The sequence below is a fragment of the Erythrobacter sp. SN021 genome, from assembly GCF_021864455.1.
This window is the reverse complement of record NZ_JAKKUW010000005.1, coordinates 208334-225585: the sequence shown is the minus strand read 5'-3', so window position 1 is coordinate 225585 and position 17252 is coordinate 208334. Positions and strand designations below refer to the sequence as shown.

General features: G+C 62.9%; 23 protein-coding genes and 1 riboswitch. Of the genes, 15 read left to right on the top strand and 8 right to left on the bottom strand.

Features of this window, described 5'->3' with window-relative positions:
• Positions 1 to 109: 109 nt before the first annotated feature.
• Both L5849_RS12690 and L5849_RS12685 read right to left on the bottom strand, forming a co-directional pair.
• Positions 110 to 1105, bottom strand: coding sequence for a DUF6607 family protein (locus tag L5849_RS12690; RefSeq protein WP_236925877.1), 996 nt, complete (start codon positions 1103 to 1105; stop codon positions 110 to 112).
• 14 nt (positions 1106 to 1119) lie between these two features.
• Positions 1120 to 3432 (bottom strand): TonB-dependent hemoglobin/transferrin/lactoferrin family receptor, encoded by a 2313-nt coding sequence (locus tag L5849_RS12685; RefSeq protein WP_236925876.1) that lies wholly within the window; start codon positions 3430 to 3432, stop codon positions 1120 to 1122.
• A 146-nt stretch (positions 3433 to 3578) separates the two neighbouring features.
• Positions 3579 to 3701, top strand: a riboswitch (TPP riboswitch).
• Positions 3702 to 3736: 35 nt separating this feature from the next.
• Here L5849_RS12685 and thiC point away from each other — a divergent pair.
• The 4 genes from thiC to L5849_RS12665 all read left to right on the top strand — a co-directional run bounded on the left by thiC (position 3737) and on the right by L5849_RS12665 (position 7872).
• The gene (thiC, locus tag L5849_RS12680; RefSeq protein WP_236925875.1) at positions 3737 to 5638 is read left to right on the top strand and encodes a phosphomethylpyrimidine synthase ThiC; all 1902 of its coding nucleotides are present in this window, start codon (positions 3737 to 3739) and stop codon (positions 5636 to 5638) included.
• A 15-nt stretch (positions 5639 to 5653) separates the two neighbouring features.
• A complete protein-coding gene (locus tag L5849_RS12675) occupies positions 5654 to 7072 on the top strand; it encodes a hypothetical protein (RefSeq protein ID WP_236925874.1) in 1419 nt (472 codons plus the stop codon).
• A 49-nt stretch (positions 7073 to 7121) separates the two neighbouring features.
• Positions 7122 to 7349: an AbrB/MazE/SpoVT family DNA-binding domain-containing protein gene (locus L5849_RS12670; protein WP_236925872.1), complete on the top strand. Its 228-nt coding sequence runs from the start codon at positions 7122 to 7124 to the stop codon at positions 7347 to 7349.
• Between the two features lie 127 nt (positions 7350 to 7476).
• On the top strand, positions 7477 to 7872 hold the full coding sequence (locus L5849_RS12665; protein ID WP_236925871.1) for a type II toxin-antitoxin system death-on-curing family toxin: 396 nt from the start codon (positions 7477 to 7479) through the stop codon (positions 7870 to 7872).
• Here L5849_RS12665 and L5849_RS12660 read toward each other — a convergent pair.
• Entirely contained in the window at positions 7869 to 8024 is a 156-nt protein-coding gene (locus L5849_RS12660) for a hypothetical protein (RefSeq protein WP_236925909.1), read from the bottom strand. The genes L5849_RS12665 and L5849_RS12660 overlap by 4 nt on opposite strands.
• A gap of 156 nt (positions 8025 to 8180) precedes the next feature.
• On the opposite strand from L5849_RS12660, the gene L5849_RS12655 reads away from it, so the two are divergent.
• A complete protein-coding gene (locus L5849_RS12655) occupies positions 8181 to 8360 on the top strand; it encodes a hypothetical protein (protein ID WP_236925870.1) in 180 nt (59 codons plus the stop codon).
• A 5-nt stretch (positions 8361 to 8365) separates the two neighbouring features.
• On the opposite strand, the gene L5849_RS15965 is transcribed toward L5849_RS12655, so the two are convergent.
• On the bottom strand, positions 8366 to 8497 hold the full coding sequence (locus tag L5849_RS15965; protein ID WP_255704424.1) for a hypothetical protein: 132 nt from the start codon (positions 8495 to 8497) through the stop codon (positions 8366 to 8368).
• A gap of 96 nt (positions 8498 to 8593) precedes the next feature.
• Positions 8594 to 9067, bottom strand: a complete 474-nt coding sequence (locus L5849_RS12650) for a YaiI/YqxD family protein (RefSeq protein WP_236925868.1) — start codon at positions 9065 to 9067, stop codon at positions 8594 to 8596.
• 98 nt (positions 9068 to 9165) lie between these two features.
• Between L5849_RS12650 and L5849_RS12645 the strand changes: the two genes are divergently transcribed.
• From L5849_RS12645 to L5849_RS12630, 4 genes are all read left to right on the top strand, one after another.
• Positions 9166 to 9510, top strand: coding sequence for an HPF/RaiA family ribosome-associated protein (locus L5849_RS12645; RefSeq protein ID WP_236925867.1), 345 nt, complete (start codon positions 9166 to 9168; stop codon positions 9508 to 9510).
• A 297-nt stretch (positions 9511 to 9807) separates the two neighbouring features.
• On the top strand, positions 9808 to 10020 hold the full coding sequence (locus L5849_RS12640) for a cold-shock protein (RefSeq protein WP_115415178.1): 213 nt from the start codon (positions 9808 to 9810) through the stop codon (positions 10018 to 10020).
• 77 nt (positions 10021 to 10097) lie between these two features.
• Entirely contained in the window at positions 10098 to 10313 is a 216-nt protein-coding gene (locus L5849_RS12635) for a hypothetical protein (protein WP_115415177.1), read from the top strand.
• A gap of 317 nt (positions 10314 to 10630) precedes the next feature.
• Positions 10631 to 11212 carry a fasciclin domain-containing protein gene (locus tag L5849_RS12630; RefSeq protein ID WP_115415176.1) on the top strand — a complete coding sequence of 194 codons (582 nt, stop codon included), beginning with the start codon at positions 10631 to 10633 and terminating at the stop codon, positions 11210 to 11212.
• A 101-nt stretch (positions 11213 to 11313) separates the two neighbouring features.
• Here the strand turns inward: L5849_RS12630 and L5849_RS12625 are convergent, their stop codons facing one another.
• On the bottom strand, positions 11314 to 11886 hold the full coding sequence (locus L5849_RS12625) for a hypothetical protein (protein ID WP_236925865.1): 573 nt from the start codon (positions 11884 to 11886) through the stop codon (positions 11314 to 11316).
• 186 nt (positions 11887 to 12072) lie between these two features.
• Between L5849_RS12625 and L5849_RS12620 the strand changes: the two genes are divergently transcribed.
• From L5849_RS12620 to L5849_RS12605, 4 genes are all read left to right on the top strand, one after another.
• The gene (locus tag L5849_RS12620; protein ID WP_115415174.1) at positions 12073 to 12477 is read left to right on the top strand and encodes a GFA family protein; all 405 of its coding nucleotides are present in this window, start codon (positions 12073 to 12075) and stop codon (positions 12475 to 12477) included.
• Between the two features lie 13 nt (positions 12478 to 12490).
• Positions 12491 to 13408: an alpha/beta hydrolase gene (locus tag L5849_RS12615; RefSeq protein WP_115415173.1), complete on the top strand. Its 918-nt coding sequence runs from the start codon at positions 12491 to 12493 to the stop codon at positions 13406 to 13408.
• A complete protein-coding gene (locus L5849_RS12610; protein ID WP_236925864.1) occupies positions 13405 to 13839 on the top strand; it encodes a COG3650 family protein in 435 nt (144 codons plus the stop codon). The genes L5849_RS12615 and L5849_RS12610 overlap by 4 nt, the downstream gene beginning before the upstream one ends.
• A gap of 118 nt (positions 13840 to 13957) precedes the next feature.
• The gene (locus L5849_RS12605) at positions 13958 to 14401 is read left to right on the top strand and encodes a DUF3429 domain-containing protein (RefSeq protein ID WP_236925863.1); all 444 of its coding nucleotides are present in this window, start codon (positions 13958 to 13960) and stop codon (positions 14399 to 14401) included.
• On the opposite strand, the gene L5849_RS12600 is transcribed toward L5849_RS12605, so the two are convergent.
• Together L5849_RS12600 and L5849_RS12595 are read right to left on the bottom strand one after the other, a co-directional pair.
• On the bottom strand, positions 14398 to 14736 hold the full coding sequence (locus L5849_RS12600) for a DUF962 domain-containing protein (protein WP_115415171.1): 339 nt from the start codon (positions 14734 to 14736) through the stop codon (positions 14398 to 14400). The two genes, L5849_RS12605 and L5849_RS12600, sit on opposite strands and share 4 nt — an antisense overlap.
• Entirely contained in the window at positions 14733 to 16163 is a 1431-nt protein-coding gene (locus L5849_RS12595; RefSeq protein ID WP_236925862.1) for a S41 family peptidase, read from the bottom strand. Before L5849_RS12595 ends, L5849_RS12600 begins: the two co-directional genes overlap by 4 nt.
• 220 nt (positions 16164 to 16383) lie before the next feature.
• Here L5849_RS12595 and L5849_RS12590 point away from each other — a divergent pair, with 220 nt between their 5' ends.
• On the top strand, positions 16384 to 16968 hold the full coding sequence (locus L5849_RS12590; RefSeq protein ID WP_236925861.1) for a YbhB/YbcL family Raf kinase inhibitor-like protein: 585 nt from the start codon (positions 16384 to 16386) through the stop codon (positions 16966 to 16968).
• 25 nt (positions 16969 to 16993) lie between these two features.
• Positions 16994 to 17245 carry an SWIB/MDM2 domain-containing protein gene (locus L5849_RS12585; protein ID WP_115415168.1) on the top strand — a complete coding sequence of 84 codons (252 nt, stop codon included), beginning with the start codon at positions 16994 to 16996 and terminating at the stop codon, positions 17243 to 17245.
• The last annotated feature ends 7 nt before the right edge of the window (positions 17246 to 17252 follow it).

The window sequence follows — 17252 nt, the reverse complement described above, 5'->3', positions numbered from 1 at the left end:
TGATGCCTCGGAGCCGGGCAGGCGGACGCGGGATATTCGTGGGTGGAGGCGGGTGATTGTGTGGGGAAGGGTGCGATCTCGATGCACCCGCCCCCCACTCGTCGATCGCTCAGGTCGGCGACGTGTGCGATGTAATCAGATCTCGCGCCCGGGCGATTGCCTCGGCCTGGTCGAGCTCTCCCGCCAGGATCGCATCGCCCATTTGCAGCAGTTCTGCGCTGATGACCGTGCCCGTCTGCGCCTCTTCCTCGATCGCGATCCCGCCTTTGGCGTCGGCAATCCGAGCCCATTGCGCCCGCACGGCCGCCCAATAATCGCTGGTGGCCGCCCAGTATCTGTCCGCTGCCGCCGTGTCGTAGCCATCGAAACGGGCATAGGTGTTGAGAACATATTCCTGCACCACCGGCTGGCTCTTGCCCTCGACCAGATCCATTTTGGTGTTGTCCTGCCAGTGGATCCAGCCATCCGGGGTCAGCTGGTGGCGGTTGATCGCCGTATAGAGGTCATAGACCGGATCGCGCACGGCGTCCCTGCGGGCAAGCGGGCGCTGCGTCCAGTTGCTGCGCCAGCGGCGGATGCCATTGGTGGTTTCCCACTGGCCCCATCCGGCATAGCGCGGGCTGTCATCGACCTGGAACACGGTTTGCGACCAGCGTCCCCTGCGCATCGGTTCCGGTACATCGGACCATACCCAGCGGTTGGGGCCGTGATAGGTCAGCATGCGTTCGGGCTCGTACTCCCAGTCCTGCCGCCAGTGCTTGATGACGAAGGCATCCTCCCCCGTTCCCACCACCAGCAGGTGCTGCAGCACGATCCGCGTGCCGGTATCCTCGATCACGCGTACCGATTCATGGCCGCCCGAAATCTTGCGCTCCAGCGGCTCGTAGCCTTTACGCCAGGGCGTCGCTTCCTGCATGTCGAAACGAACTTTGTAGTCGCCTGCCATCGCCAGGATATTTGCGCGATCCTGCTCGAAGGCGGCGGCTTCGGCAGTTTCGCCGCGCTCCTTCACCGGGGCGTCCGCCAGTGCCGGGCCGACCGGCAGCACCAGGGTGAAAAGGGCCGTGCCGATCAGCGCGGCGGAAGTGTATCTGCGGATATTCATGATGCTGTCCTCCATCAGAACGTAAAGCTGGCCGACACGCTGAAACTGCGTCCGGGCCGGGTATATGCCTCGGTCACCGTGCTGGCGGCCGACAGCCCGCGCACGTCGGACCAGTAGGCATAGGTTTCATCGGTCAGGTTGAAGATGCCGCCGCGTAGCTTGATCCGGTCGGTTACGGCGAACCAGGCGAACAGGTCGAGCACGACGAAGGAATCGGGCCGGAAGCATTCGGTGCTGCACACACCGGCGGTATCTTCCAGTGACTTGCGGGCATTGTAGATCGCCGACAGTTCGGTGCCGAACCGGCCTGCGGGATCGCGATATCCCGCGCCGACCACCAGGCTGAAGGGATCGATCGTGCCCAGCGGCTGCCCTGCCGCTCCGGGCGTACGCCTGTCGCCTTCGGCATAAGCCGCGGCGAGCCGTCCGAAAATGCCGCTGTCGAGGTCGAACGATGCACGGGCCTCGATTCCTTCGATCCGTGCACTGTCGATATTGACGAACTGGTATTGCGCCGGATCTGTGGGCGTGAACGAGCCGCCGACCACCTCCTGGCTGATGAAGTCGTCGTAATCCGCGCGGAAGGCGCTGGCCGACAGCGTCACCTTGTCGCCGATATAGCGCAGTCCCGCCTCGTAGCTCTCGCTGCGTTCCGGCCCGAGGTCGGGATTGGGCAGCGAGGTATAGCCGAAGGCCAGGTTCTCGAAGAAATTGTTCACTTGGCTGGGTGTCGGCGCGCGGAAACCGGTGCCGAAATTGGCGAAGAACAGCACGCTGTCCGACAGGTCGACCGTCAGGCCGATCTTGGGAGACAGCCGACTGTCGCTCTGGCCCTTGCCTGTGAACGCCGGCAACAGCGGGTCGTCGGTCGGATCGAGTTCGTAGAAATCGAAGCGCAGCGCCGGGAACAGCGTTACTCGCCCATCGAACAGGGCGATTTCGTCTGCCAGGAAGATCCCACCCAGCATGAAATCGGTGGCGGGAAAGGGCCGGGTGGGGAACCTCTCACCGAAGGAAGGCTCCACCCCGTCGCGCAGCCCTTCCTGCCGCGTCCAGGATATGTCCCCGCCAAAGGCCAGCACGTGATCGGCCGACCCGGTGGCAAAGCTGGAGCGTGCTTCGGCCACCGCGCCGTACACCTCGTTCTCGAACGTGTTCAGGCGCTCGCGATCGGGGCGGGGGCGGGGGCCGACGGGGGAACGGTCCTCGTCGGTGAACTGCACGTCTTCGCCATCCTGATAATACAGCGCCAGATGCGCATATTCGAGCGTGCCTTCGCCTTCCCAGGTCCAGTCGATGGAGGTGCGGATGCGCTCGGCAGTGTCACGTGCTGTAAGCGCGTCGACGATCCAGCTCGGCGTGGGGCCGAACAGGAAGGCCGGGCCCTGGCCCGTCAGCACGTCGCTGGTTAGCTTGCTTTCGTAATATTCGCCGGTCAGGCGCAGGCGGTGGCCACCATCGGCCCAGACCAGCTTGCCGAGCAGGGCGTTGGACTGGCCATCCTGCGGATTGGGCAGCGTGCGGGTTTCGCCGATGCCGCCCACCGTGCCCTTATTGTCGAGTTCCCGGAAATCCCGCCGACTATAGGCGATCATGCCCGATAGCGCGCCGCTGGTGGCCGCGAGGGCCAGCGTTTCGGCGAACTCTTCGTCGGCCGTCTGATATTGCGCGGTCGCGAAACCGCCAAAGCTCTCGCCATCGGCAATCAGGTCCGCCGGATCACGGGTGGTAAAGCTGACCGCCCCGGCCAACCCGTCGCTACCGTAGAGCGCGGATGCCGGGCCGCGCAGGATCTCGACCGATTTGATCAGCGAAATGTCGGAATAGCCGCCGCGCCCGGCATCCTGCGCGCCGAAGCCGAAACCCTGGGGGCTGCGGATTCCATCGACCTGGATCAGGACCCGATTGCCGCCGATGCCACGGATCGCGATATCCTCGTTCCGCGCGCGGCCCGTGGCGCCCAGCGCGGCTCCGAAACGGGCCGGGGCGCGGCGGACGGTGACGCCTGGCTCGTAACGCACCAGATCCTTGATGTCGGTCGCGTGCATGTCGGCGATCTCTTCGGCATCGATCACGGTGACCGTGGCCGGAGCCTCGATTTCGGTCACGGGAATGCGCGTGGCGGTCACTGTGATCGTGCGGTCCTGCGACGCTTCCTCGGCTGTTTCGCTCCCCTCGGTGGCCTGCGCTTGCGGTGCGAGCAGGGCAAAGGCCATCGCCAGCGATGCGCAGGCCGGTCGCGCCGCGCGGATTGTCGATCGCGCACCTCCCCTGCCTGCCTGTCGGCACGGTGGCTCAGGCGTGAACGCCTGCTTGTGATCCTTCATGAGTTCCGCCCATCCATTGTTTACTGCGAATGATTCGCAATTGCAGCAGAGCGGTGCTGGCGTCAACCTATTTTGCAAATGAGTCGCAATCGCATTCGAGCGGGATTCGACTGCAATGGACACGGCGCGCCGAACCGCCTAAAGAAGCTCCATCCCCGGGGAGCCAGCAGAGCCTTCGTGCTTTGGGCTGAGAGGGGCAGGTTGCGCTGCCCGACCCGTCGAACCTGAACCGATTAGCATCGGCGGAGGGAGTGGACCGGGTCAGGCCCGCAATCCGCTCTCCCGCCATGAGGAGAGAACTTGCATGGCCGACATCAACAGCAAATTCGACATTGGCGTGACCACCGGCCCGATCCGTGGCAGTCGCAAGGTCCATGTCGGCGCGAAGAGCGGCTCGGGCGTGCGTGTCGCCATGCGCGAGATCGATCTCGAGGGCGGCGAGCCCAGCGTGCGCGTCTACGACACCAGCGGCCCCTATACCGATCCCGATGCGACCATCGATATCAACAAGGGCCTGCCCCAGCTACGCCGCGAATGGATCATGGCGCGCGGCGATGTCGAGGAATACGATGCGCGCGAGGTAAAGCCGGAAGATAACGGCCAGCTTGGCCCCGACCGTTCGGGCGGCGTCCCGGCCTATCCCAATGTCATCAGGCGCCCGCTGCGCGCGAAGCCCGGCGCGAATGTCAGCCAGATGCACTATGCACGGCGCGGCATCATCACGCCCGAGATGGAATATGTCGCCGAGCGCGAGAACCTCGGCCGCGAAATGCTGCGCGAGGAAGTCGCCCGGCTTGAAGCGCGCAACGATGGCCAGCCCTGGGGCGCGTCGCTGCCCGACTACGTCACCCCCGAATTCGTCCGCGACGAGGTTGCGCGGGGCCGCGCGATCATTCCCAACAACATCAACCACCCCGAAACAGAGCCGATGGCGATCGGGCGCAACTTCCTCGTCAAGATCAACGCCAATATCGGCAATTCCGCCGTGGCATCCGATGTCGCCTCCGAGGTCGACAAGATGGTCTGGTCGATCCGCTGGGGCGCGGACACGGTGATGGACCTCTCCACGGGCCGCAACATCCACGACACGCGCGAGTGGATCATCCGCAACTCGCCCGTCCCCATCGGCACCGTGCCCATCTACCAGGCGCTCGAAAAGGTCGGCGGCATTGCCGAGGACCTGACCTGGGAAATCTTCCGCGACACGCTGATCGAACAGGCCGAACAGGGCGTTGACTATTTCACCATCCATGCCGGCGTGCGCCTGCCCTATGTCCCGATGACCGCCAAGCGCGTCACCGGCATCGTCAGCCGCGGCGGCTCGATCATGGCGAAATGGTGCCTCGCGCATCACAAGGAGAGCTTCCTCTACGAACGCTTCGACGAGATCACCGAGATCATGAAGGCCTATGACATCGCCTATTCGCTGGGCGACGGCCTGCGCCCCGGCTCCATCGCCGACGCCAATGACGAAGCGCAGTTCGCCGAGCTCTACACGCTGGGCGAGCTGACCAAGCGCGCCTGGGCAGAGGACGTGCAGGTGATGATCGAAGGCCCCGGCCACGTGCCGATGCACAAGATCAAGGAGAATATGGACAAGCAGCTCGAGGCCTGCGGCGAAGCGCCGTTCTACACGCTCGGGCCGCTCGTCACCGATATCGCGCCGGGCTACGACCACATCACCAGTGGTATCGGCGCGGCGCAGATCGGCTGGTACGGCACGGCGATGCTCTGCTACGTCACACCCAAGGAACACCTCGGCCTGCCCGACCGCGACGATGTGAAAGTGGGCGTGGTGACCTACAAGCTCGCCGCCCACGCAGCCGATCTCGCCAAGGGCCACCCGGCCGCCAAGGTCCGCGACGATGCGCTGTCGAAAGCCCGCTTCGAATTCCGCTGGCGCGACCAATTCAACCTGTCGCTCGACCCCGACACGGCCGAGCAATATCACGACCAGACGCTGCCTGCGGAAGGCGCCAAGACCGCCCACTTCTGCTCCATGTGCGGCCCGAAATTCTGCTCGATGAAGATCACGCAGGAAGTGCGCGAGTTCGCGGCGAAGCAGAATTCGGACAGCTATCTGGCGACCGAGAACTTGCGTGCCGATACCTCAGCCGAAGAGGCCGAGGAAGCGCAGAAGGGCATGGAGGAGATGAGCGAGGTTTACCGCGAGAAGGGGGAGAAGCTGTACTTGCGGGAGGGGTGACTAGGACAATCTCTATTGGAACAGATAAGTGAAAGTCGCTTCAATGCCCTAGCTGGATACGCCCGGCAGCCAATGGCTCGCGTCATGGCGCGAGAAGTTGAATTCTATGAAGTAGACAGCGGTCGCATAGTCGGAATGATCATCGAAGATCGAACCGACAATGATTTTGGCGGCACGGTGTTTGCGAGAGATGCTGTCCATAGATATCGCTGCGTGCGAGTTACAGAGTTCGGGCAGACTTTAGACGCTGCCCGTGCATCACTCGCTATCGAGATGGAAGTTGCTAAGCAGGCACCGCCCGAAGAGCATTTTCAAGACGATGAACCAAATAAGCCCATCGATTTTTTCACACCCGTCTACGATCATTCCCAGTTGAGTCCGAGCTTTCGTCGGCTGATAAGCGAAGAGAATTTGTCGCCTGCACTCGGCGTAATCGAGCCTATGATGCGCTGGCACCGAGATGTAGACGGAAATTTTGTCGAGCAGTTCCAAACGGCGGGGTTCGATCAACGAATCTGGGAGCTGTATCTCTTCGCAGTTTTCAATGAGCTAGATTTCGAAATCGACACGACCGTTCACGTTCCAGACTTCATAGCCAAGAGTCTTTTTGGTTCAATGGCAGTTGAAGCGGCCACCGTCGGGCCGACTAGAACAGGTAGTGAGATAATTCCGCCTCCACCGACCGATACCGAGGAGGAGAAACAGCAATACTTGCGTCATTACATGCCCATCAAATTTGGCAGCGTTCTGTACTCCAAAATGAAGAAAAAATACTGGGAGCATGAGCGCGTGCAATCCCTGCCATTTTTGATTGCCATTCACGATTTCTCCAGTCCCCAATCGATGGTCCACACGCGTTCTGCATTGGAGAGTTATTTATTTGGCTTCGAGCATAGCTTCGAAAAATCAAACGACGGTACGCTCAGAATTCTGCCCAAAAAGATTAAAGAACATCGCTGGGGTGAAAAGGTAATTCCTTCCGGCTTCTTCGATTTACCGGATACAGAGAACGTGTCGGGGATCATCTTTAGCAACAACGGAACGGTAAGTAAATTCAATAGGATGGGCATCCTTAATGGATTCGGGTCCGGTAGGGTCGTGTCAATTCGGTCCGGCACAAAGGTAAATCATGACCCGAATACGACTTTGCCTCAAGTGTTCCGCGTCTTAGTCAACGCAGCTGGGTACGAGGAGTCCTGGGTTGAAGGGCTTTCTGTTCTTCATAATCCCAATGCCAAAATCCCCTTAAATCCTGGCTTGATTCCCGGTGCTGCGCATCTTTTTCTTAGGGCGGACGGCAACGTCGAGAGCTTTACCCCGGAGTTTTTTCCGTTCGGCTCGATCACCCAGAATTTCGCGCCTTTAGACGTCGCTGAGGTCTTGCGGGAATTTGAGAATGGTACTCATTTTGTATGGACACCGAGAGAAGATTGAGGCGAAGCTTTGGTTTGCGAACCGCAGAACTCGACGTTATAACACCCGTATGAACAAGCCGCTCAAGATCACCAAGATCGGCAATTCCGCCGGGATCGTCCTGCCCAAGGAGGTGCTGGCGCGCCTGCGCGTAGGGCTGGGGGATCAGCTGTATCTCACCGAGGGGCCGGACGGGGTCAGGCTTACCGCGCATGATCCGGACTTTGCCGAAGACATGGAACTGGCCGAGGAAATCATGCGCGAGGATCGCAACATCCTTCGCGCGCTGGCGAAATGATTGCTGTCTACCCTCCCCTCCCCGCGGGGAGGGGATCGAGGGGTGGGGGCTTGGCGGTTCAGGTGCGGTGCGACCACGCAATGCCGTACACCCACCCCCGACCCCTCCCTCAAGGGAGGGGATAAGCTTGACCAACCGCACCGAACCGCGCTGGGTGGGCGAGCCGACCGCGCTTGCGCTGCACGACCGGCAACTGGCCGAGCACGGCGGTCCTTCGGGCATTCGCGATGCGGGAATGCTCGGATCCGCATTGGCGCGCGCCGTCAACCAGAGGTCCTATGGCGAGGACGATCTCTGCGCGCTGGCGGCGGCCTATGCCTTCGGTCTCACGCGCAACCACCCCTTTGCCGACGGCAACAAGCGCACTGCCTGGGTCACCGCTAGGCTGTTCCTGCGCAAAAACGGGCTGAGCCTGTCATTCGAAGAACTGGACGCCATCCGCACGGTCGAGCGCCTTGCGGCCGACGAATTGTCCGAAGACGAACTCGCCGACTGGTTCCGCCAGCACCTCGTTTCCGCCTAGCGCACCCTCACCAGCACCCGGTCCAGCGCCTGCAGGAAGTTCGACCGTGCAGGTGGCCTTTGGCCGTCTCCGCCTGCGGCTCCGACTCCCGCCTTGCTGAACGGCGGCGGGCCTCCGCCCATTCCGTCCATTCCGGCGCGCAGGTCTTCCATGATCGCGCGGGTGGCCCGAATGCTTTGGGGGCGCTGCCGATGCTGGCGGAGTCGAAATCGCCGACGGGTTCCGACACCATCCCTCTTGACGGGCTGCGCGGTTCCACCGAGCGCGACTGCGCTAGCCAGCGCGCTCGAACGCGCCCATAGCGGCGCATGGCCGATCTCTATCGCAAGAACCTCGAATCCGAACGCCGCCAGCTGTGGGCGACCTGCCGCCTCAAGGGATTGAAGCGCGATACGCCCGAGCGCTTGCGGATTGTCGAGATCGACCGGCTGCTGGCGGAGCACAAGGCAAAGAAGCAACAGCCGCCGGTCGAGCGCGGGGAGGGCTGAGGCCCCTAGCTGTTACGCATATTCTCCAGCCCCTTGACGCTGCCGGGCTTGGTGCTGGGGTTTGAGGCGTTGGTCTTGGGTTTTTCCTGCTTGGGTTTGCGGTTCTCGCGGCTCTTCTTCTGCTGGCCCTTGGCCATGGTCTCTTCCAATCGGGGCGGAATGCCCCGGCCCCTCTATGGGCCGATTGCAGGGAATAGATAGCGAAACCGGCGGGCGCACCTGCCTGACCGGCTTCAGCCGCGTGCGATCCTCACCAGCACCCGGTCCAGCGCCTGCAGGAACTTCGACCGGTCCGCCTTGCTGAACGGCGGCGGGCCGCCTCCCACTCCGTCCATCCCGGCGCGCAGGTCTTCCATGATTGCGCGGGTGGCGATGGCGCTGCCGATGCTGGCGGCGTCGAATTCGCGGCCGTCGTGTTTCAGGACGCGCGCACCCGCCTTGAGGCAGCGTTCGGCGAGCAGTATGTCTGCGGTCACCACCACGCTGCGCGCGTCCGCATTCTCTGCAATCCAGTCGTCGGCAGCATCGAATCTGTCCGACACCAGCACGCGCCTGACCCGTTCGCTCATCGGCACGCGGAAGGGGCTGTTGCTGACCACGCGGACATGCGCCCCGTGCCGTTCGGCGACGCGGTAGATTTCGTCCTTCACCGGGCAGGCATCGGCATCGACGAGGATGGTGGGCGGCGTTGGGGCGGACAGGCTCATGAAAAGCGCTCTAACCCCGTGCGATTGTGCTGGAAAGTGCAGCACGAAGGCCCATATCGGAAAGCGGACGGGATAAAGAGAATAAGAGGAAGTCACACATGCAGATCCAGTTCAATTCCGACAGCAGCGTCATGGGCACGGAAAACGTTGCCGAACGCATCGAGGCGTCCGTGCGCGACAAGCTGGCGCGGTTCGAGGATCGGCTGACGCGGCTCGAAATTCATGTTCGCGACGAGAATGGCGCAAAGGGCGGGGCCGACGACAAGGCCTGCACCATCGAGGCGCGGCCCAGCGGCGGGCGGGCGATCGGCGTGACCGAACATGCCTCCACTGTCGATGATGCCGCGCGCAAGGCCGCCGCCACGCTCGCCCAGCGGCTCGACCGGCATTTTGGCAAGAGCGAGAAGCATAGGCACGACGCGCGTCCCGACAAGGTGATGTAGGAACCGTTCCTTGCGACTGGAGCCGAGCCCGCCATGGCGGGTTCGCCGTTTCGCGCCGCTTCATCGGGAAGCCGGTAATAGAGTTAGGTATTTCGGCAGGGGCGTGGTAGAGCATCCCTGCTGACGTCGAAATTTGCGACGGACTTCGGATTTTGACGACGCCGCTTGCCCGCTTGCCATGCATTCGGGGCCCCGGCGAAAACCAGACGACGACTTCCTTTCTTCGGACGACCTTACGCACGACCGTTCCGCATGTTGCGGCACGGCAACTCCTCGCGTTCTTGAAAGGAACGACACATGAGCAAGACCGGTACAGTCAAATTCTTCAACTCCGACAAAGGCTATGGCTTCATCCAGCCCGATGACGGTTCGGACGACAGCTTCGTCCACATCAGCGCCGTGCAGGCCGCTGGCATGACCACGCTCGATAAGGAGCAGCGGCTCAACTACGAAGTCGAAACGGGCCGCAACGGCAAGGCCAGCGCGGTGAACCTGTCGAGCGCAGACTGATCGCACGCGTCGCGCGCCGTTCCGGCTTTGGCCGGCGGCGCGCGGCATACCCTCGGAACGCTCGAAAGGGGCACGTCATGAGCCAGACCTACGATTTTTACGCTGCACGTGCTCGCGAAGCGCGCGCCGCGGCCGAGGAGGCCACGCTCGACAATGTGCGCCAACGCGAAATGCGCGCCGCCGCCACCTGGACCGAACTGGCCGATCAGGCACGGCGGGTAGCCGAAGGCCGGGCCAAGGTGGAACGCGAAAAAGCCGCCGCGCGCGATGCGCTGGCCGCACAGGGCGGCTGACCCTTTCTTTCGCCATCAAGGCCCCCAGGCCTTACCCCGCGGCACGGGTGAACCGGTTCCCCGCAGCACCGCCAATCCGCAAAACCCCGCCAGAGGGGTGATGAGGCATCGACTTTCGACGGGCTGTTCGCCCGCACCGGCCAGGCCGTGCCCTCCGCGCGCATCTTGCCACGGCTTAACGCACTTACGCGCCGCTTCGGCACAATGAGACGGATGTTCGAAACATCCATGCGCGCCCATCGTTCGTATCTACTAGAAGCACCGGCCGGATGAATCGGCTGTGGGCATGCTCACGGACTACCGAAGAAGGACCTATGATGAACAAGCTAACCCTCGCACTCGCCTCCACCGCATCGCTGGCGCTTGCCGCCTGCGCGGAAACGCCGCCGGAAAGCGATACCTATGAAGAAGCCGCCGCCGCCGATCAGATGGCCAATGCCGAAGCAATGGCGCCTGGCACGGTTGTGGAAGTCGCGCAGGGCGACGAGACCTTTTCCACCCTGGTCGGCGCGGTGACTGCCGCAGGTCTGGGCGAGACGCTGTCTGGCGAAGGGCCGTACACTGTCTTTGCGCCGACCAACGATGCCTTCGCCAAGATCCCCGAGGCGACGCTGACCGAACTGACCACCAACGATACCGAAACGCTCGGCACCATCCTAACCTACCATGTGGTGGAAGGTAATGTGGACGCTGCCACGCTGACGCAGGCCATCGCCGATGCTGGGGAGGGCGGTTATACCATCACCACCGTCAATGGCGGTACGCTGACCGCCACTGTGGTCGATGGCGATGTCGTACTGACCGATGCCGCGGGCGGTACGTCGACCGTCACCGCGACCGACGTCGCGGCTTCCAACGGCGTGATCCATGTGATCGATACGGTGCTGATGCCGCAATAGGCGGACCCCGCCAGATCGTAGGAATGCGAGGCGGTCCCGGCGACGGGGCCGCCTTTCGTTTATCGGGCTTCCCAGCATGGTTTCCGGCAATACCGGTTGGCCTATTCGCCCGATCCCGATGTAGCGGCATGCCCGAGCGCTGTTTCCTCCAAGCCGGGCTGAGGCATGGCAACGGGCGCCGCAATTGGTCCGGATGCCCGTGTGATGGCTTCGTCACGCGATTGCGGGGAAGAAACGATCACATGCGGCATCTGTCCGGTTACCACCGCGCGATCCGCAAGACCGGCGCGGGCAGGGCTCGGCTGCCACTGATCGAGCCGGTCGATCTCCGCATCGCTCAGCTCCCAACCGTAATCCGCGTCGAGCAGGGTTCGCTCCTCGGCATGGTTGCCGAAGGCCTGCCATTCATCGCGCAGACGCCCGTGGCGAGCCAGCTCCGTCACCGGAATCGTGCCTGTCGGCGTGACGAGTGGATAGTGATTGGGCGGGGGCTTGCGCGTGTCGAGGCGAAATTCGCCGATACCGGCATTGCGCGGCGCCTCGGGGATCATGCTCTCGCTCCGCGCAAGGATCGGCGTCGACCCGATCGCGCTGCCACTGAGCGCCCCCGCCGCGACGATTGCGGCGATGAGCGGGACGGCGTACCAGCGGGGATCGAGGCGGGGTAGCTTCATGGGATTGCGTCTTTCGCCCTAGTTAACGCCGATCCATGCCCTGGTGTTCCGGCAGACTGCGTTCCGGCACGCTGTCAGTACGGGCACACGGAAACGGGGGTGAGGCCGGAGAGATGAGCAGCGACTGTGCTGGACACGCGCACCTGCCGGGCTAGTCTCGCGGGCCGAATGGAGGGAAAGGAAGATATGGAGCGTTTTGAAGGCGGCTGTCTATGCGGCCAGGTCCGCTACGTGATTGAAGGCGATCCGGCGGCATCGATTGTGTGCCATTGCACCCATTGCCAGAAACAGTCGGGCAGCGCGTTTTCCACGATCATCGGGATGCCCGAAAATAAGGTTTCCATAAACGGCGAACCCGTGACCTATCGCGATAGCGGTGAAAGCGGCAAATCGGTTGAAAGGCAGTTCTGCGGCACCTGCGGTTCGCCGCTCTTCTCGAAGGTGGAGGTGTCGCCGGGGATGTTGTGGGTCAAGGCGGGGACGCTGGACGATCCGTCCGATTACCAACCGTCCGCGCATATCTGGACGCGCAGCAAGCAGTGCTGGGTCGATACGGGCGACATTCCCGCTTTCGATACGAACCCCGGCTGAGGGAGCGAGAAGAATGGCCAGTATCCGCGCACGCCTCGTCGACCTCGCTCTGCCCTTGCTCGGCATCAAGCGTTTTTTCGCCGAACCCGACAGACTCGATGAAAGGATCGCTAAACTGCGCGCGCGAAGGCCGGTCCGTCCGCGGGCCAAATGGCATAAGCGCTTCGACATTCGCGAATTCGCCAGTCGCGGCTTTCCTGTGGTCACTATAGAGCCGAGGGGCGGGGCCAGGCCCGGTGCGCCGCACCTGTTCTACCTCCATGGTGGCGGCTATGTGATGGATATCGCCGCCGTGCACTGGGACACTGTGGCGGATCTGTGCGAGCGGCTGGGGGCCTCGGCAACGGTGCCGGTCTATCCGCTCGCGCCGGAAAACAAGGCGCCCGAGGTGCTCGCAGCGATGCATTCGCTTTATCTCGAATTGGCAGCTCGCCATGGCGCGCAGAACATCACCGTGATGGGCGACAGTGCGGGTGGCGGGATGAGCCTGGCGCTGGCGCAAATGCTCAAGGCGGATGGCGGCCCGATGCCCGGCAGCCTGGTGCTCTATTCGCCCTGGCTTGATGCGACCGCCACAGCCGAAGGTCAGCGTGCGATCGAACGACGCGACCGGATGCTGGCAGTGAGCGGGCTGGAAGCCTGCGGCGCGATGTATAGCGGCGATCTGGCGCGCGACGATCCCCGTGTCAGCCCGCTGTTCGGCGACCTCGAAGGCCTGCCGCCGATAGCCATATTCTCGGGCACTTCGGACATTCTGATCGTCGACGGACGTCGGCTGGCGAAACGACTGGATGAACCGGGGATGCCCGAACATGTCTATCGCGAGTATAAGGACATGTTCCATGTCTGGATGTTGCTGCCGGTGCCCGAAGCCAAGCAGGCGCGCAGCCAGACGGTCGATTTCATCCGCGAACACAGGAGAGCGGCTTGATCAAGATTACGAGTATCCCACTCTGCGCAGCGCTGGCCCTGGCGGGGTGCAGCGGCAACGACGATCCGGGGCCCGGTTCGCTGCAGAGCTCGACCTTCGACGGTATCGCCGATACCGAAGTGGTCCATTACACCGGCACGGAACCGTTCTGGGGTGGCGCGGCCGGGGGCGGCATGGCGACCTATACGACGCCTGAAAACCCCGATGGCGCGGAGTTTCCTGTCGAACGCTTTGCGGGCAATAACGGGCTGGGCATCAGCGGCACGATGGACGGTGTAGGGTTCGACCTCACCATTACGCCGGGAGAGTGCTCCGATGCTATGAGCGACCGCAGCTATCCCTTCACCGCCACCCTGCTGATCGGCAACGAGCAGCGGCAGGGATGTGCTTGGACCGACAGCCAACCCTTCACCGAGTTGGAAATACCCTGATGGCCGACTGGACTTCGGCTCCCGGGCGCATCTTTTTCTGGCTTGCCGATATCCGCACTCCGATTGTCGGCTTCGGGGCTATCCTTGATGCCGATCGGGTGACGGAACGGTGAATAGTGTGCCTGCCTGGCCGCGTTGGCTCGGCCTGGCCGGGCTGCTGCCGCAATTGGCCTGTGTGGCGATTCTCTATCTCGGACCTGGCGAATGGCGCGGCGCGGCTCTGGGCGTCGCTTTCGCCTATGCAGCGCTTATCCTGTCGTTCCTTGGCGGGATGTGGTGGGGGATTGCCGCCGCCGCACCCGCTGCTGAGCGCCGCCGGACGCTCGGCTGGCTGTGGGTCGCGGCCGTCCTGCCCAGCCTGCTTGCCCTGGCGGCTTTCCTACCCTGGGTTTTCGAGTGGCCATGGCCCGAGCCTTCGCTGGCCATGTTGGGCGGCGCTTTGCTGGTCAGCCTCGGCGTCGATGCCAAGCTCGGCCTCCTTGCGCCGCGTTGGTGGATGGCGCTGCGCGTGCCCTTGTCGGCCGGATTGGGGCTGGCGACACTGGCCGCCGCGCTCGCCTAGGTGCGGGAAACGCCCGCTGCTTTCAGCTCGGGTCCCAGCCTGCCCGTCAGCCACAGCCACCACATGCGAAAATCGGCGCGCAGGCTCCACAGTGGATAGGTGAAGGTGGCCGGGCGGTTCTTCTCGTGCCCGAAATGCGCGATCCAGGCGAAGAAATACCCCGCCACCGGCATGGCGGCCAGCAACAGCCATCGACCCGTCAGCACCGCCGCCACGGCGAGCGCGACGACCAGCGTGGTGCCGACATAATGCAGGGCACGCGTGCCCGGGCGCGAATGTTCACGCAGATAGAACGGCCAGAATTCGGCAAAGGTCGAATAGCGATGCTGGGTCATAGCAGCCCCGGCACCTCAAGCTGAGCGGGGCTGGGCGTATCCGGCATCATCAGTTGCTGCCTGTCCGGTTCCTCGCTGCCCGATGATGTCGTGCCTGGCGCGGCACCTATGGCCGAACAACTGCGCCCGGCAAGGAAATCGAGCGCTGCGGCAACCGAGGCTTCACCCGGATCGCCCAGCGGCGTGAGGATGTCGTCCGCGGCAGCACAGGTTCGTGGCATCACGCCGGCAAGGCCGCTGTAATAGCCGCCCTGATCGTTCGCATTGACCGAACGGAAGGCAACAACCCGCAGGCGATCGTCGCAGGCCGAACGGTCGCGGGCGATCTGGCCAACCGGCTTGCCGAACGTATTCGAACCGACCAACGCGATATTGTCGCCCAGATAGGGGATGAAGGCGTTGGCCACCAACTCGCTTGCCGATGCCGTCCCCCGCGTGCCGATGACTGCAATCTTGATCGCTGCGATTGCCTGTGGTTCCGCGCCGAAGGGCCGCGTTTCGTTGAACGCGCTTTTCGAACTGCGGTATAATGTGCGGCTGAAAACCTGACCGGTCCTGTTGTCGGCCAGCAGATCGCCAAGCACTTCCGCGACCGAAACGAGCCCGCCGCCATTGTACCGGAAATCGAGGATAATTTGCGTCACGCCTTCGGCACGGAACACGCCGAAAGCGTCGCGCAATTGCTGTGCGGCATTGTCAATGATGAAGGTGCGCAGGTTGATATAACCGACCTTCGTGCCGCCGTTGTCCAGTATCTTCGCGCCGTAGCGGTCGGAAACGGGATCGAGCGAGAATTCGGCTTTGGTGATGGTGACGGTGCTTTCGCTACCGTTCGGCTGGCGGATGCGCAGCGAGCGTGTAACGCCCGCATCGTTCGGGCCTAACGCATTGACGACAGCTTGCGATCCGCCGCTCGACATCAGCGCGCTGACGCTCTGCCCCCCGATTTCCAGGATTTGTGTGCCCCGGTCGATACCCTCCGCGAATGCGGGGGCATTTTCGAAAGCCTCGGCCACGAACACCGTCTGGGCGCTTTCGTTATAAATCAGACGAATACCGAAGCCGGCGTTCGACCCGCTGTTTATCAGCGCGTTCTCTTCCCGAATCGACGTAATGTAGGTGAAGAAACGGTCTCTGTTCTGCGCACGCGCGGGTGCGACCAGAGCGTCGATATAGCCCTGCACCGAGCCGAAATTGGTTTTGGTTACCGTCTGGTCGATCAGGTCGGGGAACAGATACCATTCGTCGATCTGGCCACGCACCCAGTCCTGTCGACTGCCGAGCGAGCAGACATTGGTGCCGCCGCCCCCGCCGCCGCTGCTTCCCCCGGCGGTGGTCCCGCCTCCCGTTGAGCTTCCGCCCCCGCCGCCACATGCAGCGAGCGAGAATGCCAGAATTGCGCTGATTGCGGTGCGACCCATACCCATGCGGCTATTTCCCCTCCGAGACATCCGGCCCCAAGTGGGCACCGGCCCGCCTTCTTCATGGCGGTATTATCGGTTCCGGGCAACATGTCTGACGTGGGTCTTGCGGGCTTGTGCCGGTGAAAACGGTGCAAATTTCCCGCGTCGGGATGGTTTGTCGGGCCGAGCTATGCCTTAAAGGTTGGCTGAAAGGTGCCTGAAAAGGCGAAAAAGAGGAGTTTTCATGGCTAGCGGCGTTGCGCCCTGGGTTCAAAAGGCGGTTGGCGGAAGTCCGGTCGGGCATGGATTGACGCTTGAAAAGGTAGCGGATGAGCGCGTGATGGGACGCGGCGGCTTCACCCTGACAAGTGCTGCATTTGCCCATGGGGGTGAACTCGATCCCTCCTTCACCGCGATCGAAGAGGATTCGGTTGCTCCGCCACTCGAGTGGACGGCGCCGCCGCCTGGCACCCAGGAACTGGTGCTGATCGCCGAGGATGCGGACAAGGGGCATGTCCATTGGACCGTCTGGGGCCTTGCGCCGCAGAAGGGCAAGCTAATGGAGGGCGAGGTCCCGCCGCGTACTGGCAAGAACGCCCAGGGCAATTCCGAATGGCTGCTGCCCGACCCGCCACTGGGCGAAGAACACCGCTACGTATTTCAGCTTTTCGCGATCGATCTCCCGCTCACACTGATGCCCGGGGCGACGCATGAGGAACTCGTCCGCAATCTGGACGGACACGTGACCGCCGCCGCGGTTCTGACAGCCAGGTTCGAAGGCCATGAGGTCGAGGAACTGGATGTAGATGATCTGGGCGACGTAGAATGAAGCATAGCCAAGGAAAGGATTAGTCATGGCTGGCAAGAACAACGCACTGCAAAAGCCGGTGAACCTGTCGCCGCAGCTCGAAAACGTGGTCGGCAAGGGTCCGATGACCCGCGCCCAGGTCACTTCGAAGGTGTGGGATTACATCAAGGCCAAGGGCCTGCAGGATTCCAACGACAAGCGCATGATCAATCCCGACGACACGCTCGGCGGCGTGATCGGCAAGGAACAGATCTCCATGTTCAAGATGACGGGCGCCGTCTCGAAGCACATGAGCTGATCCGCGG

Bases quoted from the DNA above. Each gene is read 5' to 3' on its own strand.
- L5849_RS12690 (WP_236925877.1), bottom strand. From the start codon at position 1,105: ATGAATATCCGCAGATACACTTCCGCCGCGCTGATCGGCACGGCCCTT.
- L5849_RS12685 (WP_236925876.1), bottom strand. From the start codon at position 3,432: ATGAAGGATCACAAGCAGGCGTTCACGCCTGAGCCACCGTGCCGACAG.
- thiC (WP_236925875.1), top strand. From the start codon at position 3,737: ATGGCCGACATCAACAGCAAATTCGACATTGGCGTGACCACCGGCCCG.
- L5849_RS12670 (WP_236925872.1), top strand. From the start codon at position 7,122: ATGAACAAGCCGCTCAAGATCACCAAGATCGGCAATTCCGCCGGGATC.
- L5849_RS12660 (WP_236925909.1), bottom strand. From the start codon at position 8,024: ATGGAAGACCTGCGCGCCGGAATGGACGGAATGGGCGGAGGCCCGCCG.
- L5849_RS12655 (WP_236925870.1), top strand. From the start codon at position 8,181: ATGGCCGATCTCTATCGCAAGAACCTCGAATCCGAACGCCGCCAGCTG.
- L5849_RS15965 (WP_255704424.1), bottom strand. From the start codon at position 8,497: ATGGCCAAGGGCCAGCAGAAGAAGAGCCGCGAGAACCGCAAACCCAAG.
- L5849_RS12650 (WP_236925868.1), bottom strand. From the start codon at position 9,067: ATGAGCCTGTCCGCCCCAACGCCGCCCACCATCCTCGTCGATGCCGAT.
- L5849_RS12645 (WP_236925867.1), top strand. From the start codon at position 9,166: ATGCAGATCCAGTTCAATTCCGACAGCAGCGTCATGGGCACGGAAAAC.
- L5849_RS12640 (WP_115415178.1), top strand. From the start codon at position 9,808: ATGAGCAAGACCGGTACAGTCAAATTCTTCAACTCCGACAAAGGCTAT.
- L5849_RS12635 (WP_115415177.1), top strand. From the start codon at position 10,098: ATGAGCCAGACCTACGATTTTTACGCTGCACGTGCTCGCGAAGCGCGC.
- L5849_RS12630 (WP_115415176.1), top strand. From the start codon at position 10,631: ATGAACAAGCTAACCCTCGCACTCGCCTCCACCGCATCGCTGGCGCTT.
- L5849_RS12625 (WP_236925865.1), bottom strand. From the start codon at position 11,886: ATGAAGCTACCCCGCCTCGATCCCCGCTGGTACGCCGTCCCGCTCATC.
- L5849_RS12620 (WP_115415174.1), top strand. From the start codon at position 12,073: ATGGAGCGTTTTGAAGGCGGCTGTCTATGCGGCCAGGTCCGCTACGTG.
- L5849_RS12615 (WP_115415173.1), top strand. From the start codon at position 12,491: ATGGCCAGTATCCGCGCACGCCTCGTCGACCTCGCTCTGCCCTTGCTC.
- L5849_RS12600 (WP_115415171.1), bottom strand. From the start codon at position 14,736: ATGACCCAGCATCGCTATTCGACCTTTGCCGAATTCTGGCCGTTCTAT.
- L5849_RS12595 (WP_236925862.1), bottom strand. From the start codon at position 16,163: ATGGGTATGGGTCGCACCGCAATCAGCGCAATTCTGGCATTCTCGCTC.
- L5849_RS12590 (WP_236925861.1), top strand. From the start codon at position 16,384: ATGGCTAGCGGCGTTGCGCCCTGGGTTCAAAAGGCGGTTGGCGGAAGT.
- L5849_RS12585 (WP_115415168.1), top strand. From the start codon at position 16,994: ATGGCTGGCAAGAACAACGCACTGCAAAAGCCGGTGAACCTGTCGCCG.